The organism is Psychrobacter nivimaris, from assembly GCF_904846365.1.
GTDB lineage: Bacteria > Pseudomonadota > Gammaproteobacteria > Pseudomonadales > Moraxellaceae > Psychrobacter > Psychrobacter nivimaris_B.
Map to the genome: position 1 here is coordinate 49,163 of NZ_CAJHAL010000023.1, position 12,587 is coordinate 61,749.

Annotated in this window: 11 protein-coding genes and 1 tRNA gene; 7 read left to right on the forward strand and 5 right to left on the reverse strand. The window is 42.9% G+C overall.

Translation table 11 applies throughout. The annotated features are described in order from the left end of the window. Window positions 1-29 precede the first annotated feature (29 nt). Complete coding sequence (locus JMX63_RS10265) at window positions 30-1,226, reverse strand: FtsW/RodA/SpoVE family cell cycle protein (protein WP_201572251.1); 1,197 nt, start codon at window positions 1,224-1,226, stop codon at window positions 30-32. Window positions 1,227-1,506: 280 nt separating this feature from the next. Further along, on the reverse strand, window positions 1,507-2,931 hold the full coding sequence (murD, locus tag JMX63_RS10270) for a UDP-N-acetylmuramoyl-L-alanine--D-glutamate ligase (protein WP_201572253.1): 1,425 nt from the start codon (window positions 2,929-2,931) through the stop codon (window positions 1,507-1,509). Between the two features lie 708 nt (window positions 2,932-3,639). On the opposite strand from murD, the gene JMX63_RS10275 reads away from it, so the two are divergent. From JMX63_RS10275 to JMX63_RS10290, 4 genes are all read left to right on the forward strand, one after another. Then, complete coding sequence (locus JMX63_RS10275; protein WP_057762027.1) at window positions 3,640-5,139, forward strand: SulP family inorganic anion transporter; 1,500 nt, start codon at window positions 3,640-3,642, stop codon at window positions 5,137-5,139. A 174-nt stretch (window positions 5,140-5,313) separates the two neighbouring features. Continuing rightward, on the forward strand, window positions 5,314-6,168 hold the full coding sequence (locus tag JMX63_RS10280; RefSeq protein WP_102092102.1) for a universal stress protein: 855 nt from the start codon (window positions 5,314-5,316) through the stop codon (window positions 6,166-6,168). 478 nt (window positions 6,169-6,646) lie between these two features. After that, a complete protein-coding gene (locus JMX63_RS10285) occupies window positions 6,647-6,985 on the forward strand; it encodes a P-II family nitrogen regulator (protein WP_010197981.1) in 339 nt (112 codons plus the stop codon). 107 nt (window positions 6,986-7,092) lie between these two features. Beyond that, complete coding sequence (locus JMX63_RS10290) at window positions 7,093-8,355, forward strand: ammonium transporter (protein WP_102078333.1); 1,263 nt, start codon at window positions 7,093-7,095, stop codon at window positions 8,353-8,355. 194 nt (window positions 8,356-8,549) lie between these two features. Here the strand turns inward: JMX63_RS10290 and JMX63_RS10295 are convergent, their stop codons facing one another. From JMX63_RS10295 to JMX63_RS10305, 3 genes are all read right to left on the reverse strand, one after another. Beyond that, window positions 8,550-8,933, reverse strand: coding sequence for a DUF2147 domain-containing protein (locus JMX63_RS10295; RefSeq protein ID WP_101205965.1), 384 nt, complete (start codon window positions 8,931-8,933; stop codon window positions 8,550-8,552). 261 nt (window positions 8,934-9,194) lie between these two features. Beyond that, the gene (locus JMX63_RS10300) at window positions 9,195-9,458 is read right to left on the reverse strand and encodes a hypothetical protein (protein ID WP_102092103.1); all 264 of its coding nucleotides are present in this window, start codon (window positions 9,456-9,458) and stop codon (window positions 9,195-9,197) included. Between the two features lie 71 nt (window positions 9,459-9,529). Next, on the reverse strand, window positions 9,530-10,375 hold the full coding sequence (locus tag JMX63_RS10305) for a DNA/RNA non-specific endonuclease (protein WP_201548412.1): 846 nt from the start codon (window positions 10,373-10,375) through the stop codon (window positions 9,530-9,532). Between the two features lie 177 nt (window positions 10,376-10,552). Here JMX63_RS10305 and JMX63_RS10310 point away from each other — a divergent pair. From JMX63_RS10310 to JMX63_RS10320, 3 genes are all read left to right on the forward strand, one after another. Next, a tRNA-Ser gene (locus JMX63_RS10310) sits at window positions 10,553-10,643 on the forward strand. Window positions 10,644-10,924: 281 nt separating this feature from the next. Then, complete coding sequence (locus tag JMX63_RS10315; protein ID WP_201572255.1) at window positions 10,925-12,289, forward strand: tyrosine-type recombinase/integrase; 1,365 nt, start codon at window positions 10,925-10,927, stop codon at window positions 12,287-12,289. Between the two features lie 108 nt (window positions 12,290-12,397). Further along, window positions 12,398-12,587: transposase (locus JMX63_RS10320; RefSeq protein ID WP_201572256.1), on the forward strand; the 190-nt coding region annotated here is incomplete at its 3' end.

The following is a 12,587-nucleotide window of genomic DNA, read 5'->3' on the forward strand; positions in this document are numbered from 1 at the left end:
TATGCCAAGCCCATTGTATGCAAAACCTATTAATAGTAACGGCATTGGCTTTTTTCTATTTCAGGGCTTTCTTTATATATCTTCAATAATAGCGCGACCATAACCAAACTAATCAACATAGACGATCCGCCATAACTAAAGAACGGCATAGTCAAACCTTTGGTTGGAATGGCGCCCATATTCATCGCAGCGTTAATAATCGTCTGGGCAATAAACACCACACCGATTCCGAAAGCGGTATAGCTCATACGCATTTGACGACGTTTCAGCGCGTTGTAACTGATACGCATCGCACTACCGATGATCAATGCTTCAAGTATGAGTACCATGCTAACACCGACGAACCCTAACTCTTCACCCGTAATGGCTAATAAGAAATCCGTATGCGCCTCAGGCAAATGCGACAGTTTCTGTACACTTTCACCATAGCCGACACCCGTGAACTGGCCACGACCAAAGGCGATCAAACTACGTGCCAGCTGATAATCGGTATCCTGCACATCGTCAAATGGATCCATAAACGACATCACACGCACCAATCGGTACTCTGCCGTAGTCACCATCAACACTGCACCGCCAACAGCAGCAGCAGCCAATGCTAAGAAATGCTTGTAAGGCGCCCCAGCAATATAAAAAATCGCGAACAGCGTACCAATAATGACGACAAAAGAACCAAAATCTGGCTGCGACAATAGCAGTATCGTTATCAGCGCCACTACTAGCATAATTCGTAAGAAACCGTCTAGGCCATTACGAACTTCAAAAGACCGGCGCACCACAAAGTCAGATACAAACACAATCATGACCAGTTTGGCTAGCTCGGCTACCTGAAAGTTAAAGCCGCCTACCGTAAGCCAGCGTTTAGAGCCATTAATTGGTGTGCTAAACAATGTGGCAATAAGCAATAGCCCCGTGATGCCCAGCAAAGCAAACTGGGTCTCGGTCTTATATAGGGTGCGTAAAGACACGCCATAATAAGGAATGACCGCAACGATTAAACCAATCGTCATATACAACAGCTGGTTTTTGAAAAAATACAGCTCGGTCATACCACGGCTAAGCGCAAAAGGGATAGAAGCAGAAGCCACCATCAGAAGACTAAGCACCATCATACAGCCGACGCTAGATAATAAAATTGCGCGCGCTGACGGCATAGACAGAACACCATCTGAGCCAGAGGTTTGCTTGGTTTGGGGCGAGGAACGAAAAAAAGAAGAGAGCGCCATAATTTTATATACACTAACAAACGAAAAAACACGGCGTCTATGAAACGCCACCGTTTAAAAAATTATAAAATAAATCGTACTAAATAGATGGTAATAAAAAACCTTTAACCATCGACAAACGCCTTAGCTAGCACCTATTTTAGTAATCAGGATTATATGCTTGACAGTAGCAGCAATCTATAAGCAAAACAATCATTTATCCAGAAAATACTGGCTGTTGCTAGAGAATAGACATCTGCTATGCCAACCTATATAGCTGCTTAATATATTCGACTACCTATCAAGCTTCTGATTGTGCGGTGTCTAATTGATTGACCAGTTGGCTAAAGTGTTCACCGCGAGCCGCATAACCACTATATTGGTCAAAGCTAGCACAAGCGGGTGACAGCAATACAGCTTGTACTTGCGATAAACTACTGGTAGTGACTTGTTGAATAGTCGCAAAGGCATTCTCTAGTGTCTGACACTGATGTAGTGCGACATCATCACTCAATTTCGCAGCTCTGAGATGTTGTTCAATCTGCTGACCATCCTCACCAATGAACAAGACTTGGCTCACATATTGATTGATAAAAGGCGTTAATTCACCAAACTGTTGCCCTTTGCCTTGCCCGCCTAGGATCAATAGTAGCTTACCGTCTTTTGGCGCATAGACTGCGCCCAAGCCTTCGATAGCGGCCATGGTCGAACCAATATTGGTGCCTTTAGAATCATTGAAATAATCAATGCCAGCAGCATTTGCCACATATTGGCAGCGGTGCTCAAGACCTGTGAACCGCTGTAAAGTGGTTAGCATGCTCTCTAGCGGTAATCCTGCAAGCTCGCCAAGTGCCAGAGCCGCTTGCGCATTCAGTAGATTATGACGACCTTTAATCAACAGTTTGTCTGCCGACAGTAATCGTTCTGTACCACGAGCAAGATAAGTTTGGCCTTCTGTGTCGGTAATAAGACCATACTGACCTTTATCAGGGGCATGAATACCCGTACTAATTCTCGGTAGGTTGTCTGCGACCAATGGACGAGTCAGTGCATCTTCGCGGTTAATCATCACTGATTTAGCACCTTGGAATATACGGTGTTTGGCTTGATGGTAGCCAAGCATATCTCCATGACGATCTAAGTGATCAGGCGACATATTGAGCACAGTTGCTACTTTTGCGCCCAAGTTGGTGACGGTTTCTAACTGGAAGCTAGACAACTCAAGCACTGCAAGCTCCATATCAGGATTCGCTAGTAATGTTAAAGCTGGTACACCGATATTGCCGCCGACACCCACATTAACGCCAGCATCTGCCGCCATTTGACCGACTAACGTAGTGACCGTACTTTTGGCGTTAGAGCCTGTAATTGCTACAATGGGTACAGTACACGCTTCGCAGAACAGTTGAATATCGCTAACTACAGGAATATTGGCTTGGCGAGCAGCAGCTACAGCGGCAGTTTCGAGAGAAATACCTGGGCTAATAATAATACGTGCCGCTTGCTGCAATAAATCGGCATCTATCCCACCGAACTGACGAATCTCAATCTCGGCTGGCAACTGATCGGCCAATTTAGGGGTAACTTGAGCATCAGTGACTGCGACTTGATAGCCTTGCTTGGCCAGATAATGCGCGACTGACAATCCAGACTGCCCCAAACCGACCACGACTTGTAGACCACTACCCTTATGAAGTAAGGCTTCTGTTGCTGTATTAGTGGTCATATCTATTCCTTCTATTAAACGAGAAAAGTTGTATCAAATAAATCTGCTGTATAGCGACTCTAATCGACACCGCTAAGATGTGCAGCATCTTAACGCCATCGTTCAGATTTCGGTACTGATTTTTTATGAGTTTATGCTATTATTCGCCTGTTTTTATATTAAGTGGCTAATGCTATAATAGTCAGCTTGATTAATATTTATCAGTATTTTGCTGAGCACATTGCTCAAGCATTTTAGTTTAGCATGTTGTCACATTTATCGCGCGATTGTCACGTCTCTTCATCAACGATTCTCGTTGTAATAAGGGTGTATCAGACAATTTTGATAATTTGACGAGTGATATATCACCTTCTACTACAGCAAGTGATTGCTGACTCTATATATTATTGTAGGTACATCTATCTAGTTGCCTATTTTAAGCAATCTTTTAAAAAATATTTTTAGGTAATTTACTGCCCTTATCATCGTATTGATTATTGATGAGCGTATTTTTGATACCAAAAAAATCAGTAGCTACTTTGGTTATTAGTTAGATACCTCGGTTATTAGTTAGATACCTCGGTTATTAGTTTCTCACAATTCAACACAGCAACATGACCTAGTGCATGTTGAAGTAAAAGAAAAATGAATAGCTATTATTAGCGACGCGATCATTTTATAAATGAGTAATGATTACTTTTTTTGCCTCTAACCCTATGTAGTTTACTTATGACATCTTTTATTGATAACTTGCGTGACGAGTGGTTTTCCAATGTTCGCGGTGACGTTTTATCGGGTTTGGTTGTAGCCCTAGCCCTTATTCCAGAAGCCATTGCCTTTTCTATTATCGCTGGTGTCGATCCAAAGGTTGGCTTATATGCCTCATTTTGTATCGCGGTAGTAATCAGTTTTGTCGGTGGTCGTCCAGGTATGATTTCGGCAGCAACTGGCGCGATGGCATTGGTCATGGTCGATTTGGTTGCTGACCACGGTCTGCAATATTTGCTTGCCGCAACTTTGCTTTGCGGTGCCATTCAGGTCGTAATGGGCATTCTAAAGCTTGGTAACCTGATGCGCTTTGTCTCTCGCTCAGTGGTTATCGGTTTCGTCAATGCTTTAGCAATATTGATTTTTGCCGCGCAATTACCAGAACTGAACCCAATGACTGAGCGTGTCGGCATGACCGTTTATATCATGACGGCAGCTGGTTTGGCGATTATTTATCTGTTTCCACTTATTCCTAAAATCGGTCGCATCGTTCCTTCACCGCTTATTTGTATTGTAGGTTTGACCGCTGTTGCAATGTATATGAATCTTGATATTCGTAACGTTGGTAGCATGGGTGATTTGCCAGATTCATTACCAGTATTCTTGTTGCCTGACATTCCATTGAACCTAAATACCTTGCTGATTATTGCGCCATACTCTATCGCGCTTGCCATCGTTGGTCTTTTAGAGTCTATGATGACAGCAACGATCGTCGATGAATTGACTGATACCCCAAGTGATAAAAACAAAGAGTGTCGTGGTCAAGGTATGGCTAATGTCGTATCAGGTTTCTTTGGTGGTATGGCAGGCTGTGCGATGATTGGCCAATCAATGATCAACGTCAAATCGGGTGGTCGTACGCGTCTGTCTACTTTGATGGCCGGTGTTGTGCTTCTTATTATGGTCGTGTTCTTAAGTGAATGGGTCAGTCAAATTCCAATGGCAGCCCTAGTTGCAGTCATGATTATGGTATCGATTGGTACGTTTAACTGGCAATCTATTCGCGAGTTTAAAACGCATCCAATGTCGTTTAATATCGTTATGCTGGCGACTGTATTGACTACCGTTTTTACTCACAATCTGGCTTACGGTGTGGGCGTAGGTGTCCTGCTATCTGCTTTAGCATTTGCCAATAAAATTGGTCAGTTCCTAACCATCTTTAGTGAATATGATGACAGCAGCAATACCCGCTACTATTATGTTCAAGGGCAGGTATTCTTTGCCTCTACCACCCAGTTCTTGCATAGTTTCGATACCAAAGAGGCTGTAGATAGTATTCAGATTGATGTAAGCCAAGCACATTTCTGGGATGTCAGCGCTGTTGATACCTTGGACAAGCTAGTGATGCGCTTGCAACGTGAAGGTATTGATGTCAAAGTGGTAGGACTCAACAATGCAAGTCGAACACTGATTGATCGCTTCTCTGTTCATGACCGCCGAGACATTGGCTTGTTAGACTAAGCGACACTGCTAAGTAAATCTACGCGGTTGCCATGTGGCTATATTATTAGTCCATGGCTGATGTATCGGATATTAATAGACAGTTATATTGGTAAATGGGTTGGATATATTTTTCATACATCTACCCTAAACTGAGATAGCAGATTTTTATTATTAAAATGATGTGGTCGTTTTATGAGTAATTTAAAACCAGATAGTGTGATTGCTTGCTTGGACTGTCCTGATCATGTTCAAGCGGTACTAGAGGCCAGTATGTGGGCTTCTATTCGCCTGCGCGCGCCTGTTGGCTTATTGCACTCGATGCCAAGCTTGCAGCAAAAAGCCGCTATTAATTATTCTGGTTGCCTCAATATTGATGACGAAAACGCTTTGCTCGAACAGTTCACATCTAAAGAGCATCTGAGCAACTGTGAACTAAAAGCGCAGGGGCGACTGCTATTATCTCAAGCAACCTCATATTGTGAGCAGCAACGTCATAAGCTAAAGACATACACATTGCATCGTCATGAGAACCTCAATCAGAGCATTGATTACGTCGATGACCAAGCACAATTGATCGTTATAGGTCATCATGTCACCTGCAAATCAACACTGAGCCAACTCATTCGAGTCAGTCACTGCCCCATTTTGGTGACACATGCACCATTTTTGCCCCCTACTACCGCTTTATTTGCGTTTGATAACAGTCCAACGTGCCATAAACTACTAAATTGGCTGTGTAAAACGCCACTGGTGCGTGCACTAACGGTTCATATTGTGATGGTTGGCAAGGAAACTTCTGATAACTGTGATGCGTTGCGTGAAGCCTACGCCAAACTCAAACAGGCAGGTATCAAATCCAAAAAGACATTGCTTGACTGCCGTGATGTAGCGGCAGCTTTGAACTACTATCAAAACCAACATGATATCGGTTTACTTATGACTGGGGCTTTTGGCCAATCTCGTCTACGCGAATTACTACAAGGTAGCGATACAAAAAAGCTATTGGTCAGTACAAAAACCCCTTATCTACTCTTTCCTAAAGCCTAACGACATATATATAAACACGTCCAAACCCTTTATTTACCTAAGCGCAGGGGTCTGACTACTATGTTAGGCTCTGCCGCTTATCTCTATTTTCTCTCTACCTTCCCGCCATTCATCTTTGATATGCTTGCATGAAAAGACCAAGCTAACGACCAAACTCAAGTTAGCAAATCGTCACATGAAATAAAGGGATAGCCTCCCCAAGCACTCAAAAAGTTGGTTATAATAAAGTTTTCGTTAACCAAACGCTAAAGATTGATTCACCTTTATTATGCTTGTAGCGATGGCTCTAATCGTTGCATCGTAGCCCATATTCTATGTCACTACTGTCATTACTTTTTAATGAACACGCCAATTCTACCTCCCCCCTTGAGTAGGTTGGCACAGTTCTTGAATAACTTACAGTAAGCAAGGCAGAGATATGATGATGCACCATAGTACTTCTATCAATCTGCGGCATCACACAAATAAGGAATTTTTTATGAAGCTAATCACTGCGATCTTAAAACCGTTTAAGCTCGACGACGTGCGTGAAGCGCTTTCCGACATCGGTGTTAAAGGTGTCACTGTCACTGAAGTCAAAGGTTTCGGTCGTCAAAAAGGTCATACCGAGCTCTATCGCGGCGCAGAATACGTGGTGGACTTTTTACCTAAAGTAAAAGTCGAAGTCGCTGTGATCGACGAGATGGTTGAGCCTGCTATCGAGGCAATCACTCGTATCGCTAGCACTGGTAAAATTGGTGATGGCAAGATTTTCGTCACTGCACTTGAGCAAGTTATCCGCATCCGTACGGGTGAAACAGGACCTGACGCTATCTAAATTTGAAGACCTACCTACGGGCATAAACTTATAGGTACAGACTCTTACAGCATTTTTATCTATCGGTAATGCCGATATCTATATTATAAATTCAAGGGGGAATTTAAATGGAAAGTCAAATTTTTGAGCTCCAATATGCGCTCGATACGTTTTACTTTTTGATATGTGGTGCGTTGGTCATGTGGATGGCAGCAGGCTTCACTATGTTAGAGGCCGGACTGGTCCGATCAAAAAATACAGTCGAAATCTTAACCAAAAACATCGCACTATTTGCAACGGCTAGTATCATGTATATGGTATGCGGCTATGCGATTATGTATGGTGGCGATCTATTCTTAAGCGGAATTGCAGGCGGTGATACGTTAGTAGAAGACGCTCTAGCAGCCTCTGCTGAAAACGGCTTCGGTGGCGACTCTGTCTACTCTGCCGCATCAGATTTTTTCTTCCAAGTAGTCTTTGTAGCGACCTGTATGTCAATCGTATCAGGGGCGGTTGCTGAGCGCATGAAACTGTGGTCATTCTTATTATTCGCTGTGGTCATGACTGGTGTTATCTACCCACTAGAAGGTAGCTGGACATGGGGCGGCAACGATGTCTTTGGTCTATTCAACCTAGGCGACATGGGCTTCTCTGACTTTGCAGGCTCTGGTATTGTACATATGGCAGGTGCTGCAGCAGCTCTAGCAGGTGTATTACTCTTAGGTTCACGTAAAGGTAAATATGGCCCTAACGGCGAGATACGCGCTATTCCTGGTGCCAACCTACCATTGGCGGCACTCGGTACACTAATCTTATGGATGGGTTGGTTCGGTTTCAACGGTGGTTCAGTGCTTAAATTAGGCGACATCGCTAGTGCTAATGCTGTTGCAATGGTATTCTTGAACACTAATGCTGCTGCTGCTGGCGGTGCTGTCGGTGCCTTAATCTTAGCCCGCATCATCTTTGGTAAAGCGGATCTAACCATGCTTCTAAACGGTGTACTAGCAGGTCTAGTTGCCATTACTGCTGAGCCTTCAACTCCTTCTGCATTACAAGCTACTATCTTCGGTGTTATTGCCGGTATCATTGTAGTGTTATCAATCTTAGCCTTAGACAAAATTAAAATTGATGATCCAGTTGGTGCAATCTCAGTTCACGGTGTGGTCGGTCTATTCGGTCTACTAATCGTACCTATTACTAACCCAGCATCTACCTTTATCGGTCAGATTGTGGGTGCTGCAACCATCTTTGCTTGGGTATTCATTGCCAGCCTAGTGGTTTGGTCTATCATCAAGCTGGTTATCGGTCTACGTATCTCTGAAGAAGACGAGTATGAAGGTGCTGATATTGCAGAATGTGGTATGGAAGCTTACCCAGAATTTATAAGATAAGCTCCTTTCAAGTAAGCTAAAGATTGATGTTAAATGCGCTGATACTACCCACTGTAGTATCGGCGTTTATAATTTTAGTGTTTAAAGTTCTCCCCTGTTGAAGCCATAAGCTTAAATCTAAAACGTAAAAAATCCCGCGAGACCTTTCGGTAACGCGGGATTTTTATGTATTACGCTAAAACTAATTTTTTAGTTTATTTCTTTTTCCACTCTTGGCTACGAGAGAATGGTCCGATATAGCCTTTTAGCTTCAATGTGTTGCCGCTTAAGCTTGCAGTCATACGATAGTCTTTGCCTTTTTCAGGGTCAGTAATCGTACCACCACTATATTTACCACCACCGTCAGCTTTTAGACCTTTAATAATGGTCGTACCAACGTGCTTTTTGCCTTTAGCTGAGTTAGTAGCAATAAGAGTACCGGTCAACACACCATTTGACTCAGTGATCTTTACCGTACCTTTTGGCTTGCCTTCATCATATGTCTGCCAAGTAGTGTTGGCTAATGGGTCAGCGGCGAATGCCATGCTAGCAATACCAATACCAGCAACTGCTAAAGTGGTCTTTGTAAATAATTTCATAGATTGACTCCCTTCATACAATGATTACTCGAAACGTTATGTTTCTGTTGTCCTATGCTTATCCTTTGCTAGAACCTTTCATTACGAGCTTTACGGTTTCGACCTTTTTAAATGATAGTTACCATTACAACTTATAAGCTTTTGGTTAAAGATTCAAGCGACACAAGCGATGTCTTAACTCATTATAAGCAATTTTTAGGTTTTGCCTAGTAATTTTTTTACAGTTTCTTATTTCTGTAAAAATAAAACTATATCAAAGACTTATAGGAAAGGATTGTCGATATCTTTATCTAATTGGTCATCATTTTCCTTTGACTTAGCATCATTCTTACTATATAGATTTTTATCTGCAAATGCTTGTACGATTTTCCCCGACAGCTCATGTAGCTGTTGGGCTTGGTCGTATCCTAATTCGTCAAAAGTGAGATCAATATCACCATATATAATAATCTTGTCTTTTTGATTTTCAATGACAAGATCACCAATCTGCATGCTTTGATGGTCGTTGGCGAATGGCTCAATCATTTGATTATCCTTATTATCAGTAACATTTTATTTTTTTCGAAATGAGGCTATTTTTGGGTCTTACTTTCAGCTTAAGCTTGCAACTGTGCAATTAACCATTCTAAAATAGCCCAGACAAATAGCATCCACTCAGGCTCCTCCACAGGTGCCTCAGGGGTATCTGAGCTCTCACCTGCCTTCAATGGTAAATCAAACGCTTGAGATTTGGACTGACTATCTAGCATAGGTAATACATCGATGCCAATCTCAGTGGTCAGCTCATCGATACTGATCACATCGATGCGTTCTGACTCATCATTTGGTGCGTAATACACGCCTGCTTGATTGGTTGCTGGGATATATACCGCTTTGAAGAAGTGGCTAGGCACAAGGACACGGTTAGCGAGCTGCTTGGTTTTTTTATCAGTAAATGCCACACCCGTGATGGTATACACCTCACCGTATTGCTGCGTTAAATACCGAGTGGCAGATTCAATATTACGCCAAATGTAGCGATTGTTACGTGGTGACTGCGGAGCAATATTGGCTAAACTAAAGCTATCATACTGCTGGCTGCGATTGGCCATATTGGCATTGGGTGCCAAATGACCTCGATCATAGCCAGAGCCTGAATAATCGGATAATGAGGCTCGTGCTGACTTTGGCAGTTTACTCTCTTCGTGAAAGCTATCTTCACGATCGATCTGCTTAGCTTGTTGTAGACGTGTGCGATCGAGATGCTCTGCTGACCAAAGCGGTGTACGCGATACCCCTGAATACATAACCGCAAAGCCATCCATGCATAGCGCTTGTGTGTCTTTTTTTAGCTTGGTATTGGTAAATTCAGGATAAACACCCCCATAAAAAGACTGGCTACACTGGGTCAAATCATCAGCGTGTGCTTGGGTAATACCCGTCGCGACAAGCAATACTGCCATCAGTGCACTATTCTTACATCCGTACTTAAGCCTACTAAAACTTATCATTCAACTTTCAACCATTTATACTTGCCGTTACATACTTGCTATCCTAGCAGGCGCTTGCCAATAAAGAAAGATAGCGCGCAAGTCGTGACATTCTAAATGGTATCCGCTATACTTAGGCGTTCAAAAAACGGTGAAGTGGGTGAGTGGCTGAAACCGCACGCCTGGAAAGTGTGTATACGTTCATAGCGTATCGAGGGTTCGAATCCCTCCTTCACCGCCAATCTTATAAAATCCTCTCAAATAGCAGCTTTCCCACCTTGCCCCAATTCCACCCATATACTAATCAAACCCTTTATAAATAACGCTTCTAGCGTTTTTTTTATGCCTACTATTTTCCCAATTCAACCCAACGTGACACACTTATCCCGTCGCTTGTGTTGGTCTATTATTCATATACGCCGCAATTAGACCAACATTCGATCTAGATTTATATGCTGTAGACCAACATAATCCTCTTAATGCTTTAAGCATATAGCTCGTAGGTATAGGGAATAGACCAACATGTTAAGTGATAGTAAGATCCGTAAGCTCAAACCCACTGATAAATGCACCCCTTCTTGCCCAGACAAATATAGCGATCAACGAGGTTTGCAGTTGCTGGTACGTAGTTCAGGTACGAAAACTTGGATAAGTGCGTATCGCTTTAATGGTCAGCAGAAAAATATGATCCTTGGTACTTACCCCCTCATGTCGCTGTCTGAGGCAAGACAAGCCAATATTGAGATCAAAGCACTACTGGCTGACGATATCGATCCAAAAAACAAAAAGCGTCAAGATAAGCTGGCTAATATCCACGCGCAAAAATTTAATGACTATGCGCTAGACTGGCTTGCTGAACGACAACGTAACGTCAAGCCGCGTACTTATCAGCAAGACTATAACCGTATGCATAAAGACGTGTTATCTCATTTTGAAGGCATTGCTTTAAAGGATGTAAGCTTTGAAGACTGCCGATCAATGGCAGACGAGATCGAAAAGCGTGTGAACAAAAACGGTGAACCGCCACGTGAGGTTACCAGACGCACTATTGATTTGGTTGCTAATGTTTTGAAGCGTGCCAAACGCGAGCGTATCATTGAGCAAAACCCAATCGATGACCTAAAGGAACTCTATCCTAAAGCCAAAAGTCAGCACATGAAGCATGTCGATATCAGTGAGCTGCCTGGCCTACTACAAGCTATCGAGGGTTATCATGGTCACGACCAAACTAGATTAGGTATGAAATTCTTAGCCTATTCATTTTGCCGCACCATTGAGCTGCGTATGATGAAATGGGCACATATCGATTTTGCCAACCGTTTATGGCGCGTTGATATCGACAATCTCAAAATTGCGCGTAAGCATGTCGTACCACTATCAGATCAAATGCTCGCAGTGCTAGAAGAGATGAAAGCCATTACAGGGCAATATGAATACGTGTTCTATCATACGGGCATGCATCAACCGTATAGCGAAGAGTTCATTAATAACGCGCTAGATATACTAGGGTATGCGGGCAAACAGACAGGGCACGGCTTTCGCCACATTGCTTCAACCAATCTGAACGAGCTTGGCTACATGGGCGATGCTATCGAAAAGCAAATGGCGCACGATAAAAAAAGCAGTATCAGAGCGGTTTATAACCACGCGCAACACTTAGAAGAACGCCGTAAAATCATGCAAGTCTGGGCAGACTTTTTAGACCTGCTCAGAGAAACAGGCGAGGTCGTTGACTTTCAGACAGCACGGCAGCAAATTGAAAAGTCGCTAAATGAGCATAAAAAAGCATCACTTTCAGATATGGACAGCGATGCTCTGATACAAGCGTTAATAGATAAAGGTTTAAGCACTGAAGAGATACAATTATCATTGTCTAATAAAAATTAAGCTTTAATCAGCAAGGTGGCTTCTCAAAGACTTTGTTTCTACGAGGCTTAACGAGCCTTTCCCAAACTTTGTGTAACTGCTTATAATCCATTAACAGGAGAATAAGCAATGACTACTCAATCTGACATTAAAAAACTGGCCGAGCAAATGGCTGGTAGCATGAAAAGCTTTGATGACATCAAAGACTTCCAAAAGCAGCTCATGCAATCCTTTATCGATACTGCCTTAGAGGCTGAGATGGAAGACCATCTCGGCTACCCCAAGCATGAGAAAGCAGATAAACCAAACAAGCGCAACG

Excerpts from the sequence above, each read along its gene's own strand:
- JMX63_RS10265 (WP_201572251.1), bottom strand. The coding sequence starts at position 1,226 with ATGGCGCTCTCTTCTTTTTTTCGTTCCTCGCCCCAAACCAAGCAAACC.
- murD (WP_201572253.1), bottom strand. The coding sequence starts at position 2,931 with ATGACCACTAATACAGCAACAGAAGCCTTACTTCATAAGGGTAGTGGT.
- JMX63_RS10275 (WP_057762027.1), top strand. The coding sequence starts at position 3,640 with ATGACATCTTTTATTGATAACTTGCGTGACGAGTGGTTTTCCAATGTT.
- JMX63_RS10280 (WP_102092102.1), top strand. The coding sequence starts at position 5,314 with ATGAGTAATTTAAAACCAGATAGTGTGATTGCTTGCTTGGACTGTCCT.
- JMX63_RS10285 (WP_010197981.1), top strand. The coding sequence starts at position 6,647 with ATGAAGCTAATCACTGCGATCTTAAAACCGTTTAAGCTCGACGACGTG.
- JMX63_RS10290 (WP_102078333.1), top strand. The coding sequence starts at position 7,093 with ATGGAAAGTCAAATTTTTGAGCTCCAATATGCGCTCGATACGTTTTAC.
- JMX63_RS10295 (WP_101205965.1), bottom strand. The coding sequence starts at position 8,933 with ATGAAATTATTTACAAAGACCACTTTAGCAGTTGCTGGTATTGGTATT.
- JMX63_RS10300 (WP_102092103.1), bottom strand. The coding sequence starts at position 9,458 with ATGATTGAGCCATTCGCCAACGACCATCAAAGCATGCAGATTGGTGAT.
- JMX63_RS10305 (WP_201548412.1), bottom strand. The coding sequence starts at position 10,375 with ATGGCAGTATTGCTTGTCGCGACGGGTATTACCCAAGCACACGCTGAT.
- JMX63_RS10315 (WP_201572255.1), top strand. The coding sequence starts at position 10,925 with ATGTTAAGTGATAGTAAGATCCGTAAGCTCAAACCCACTGATAAATGC.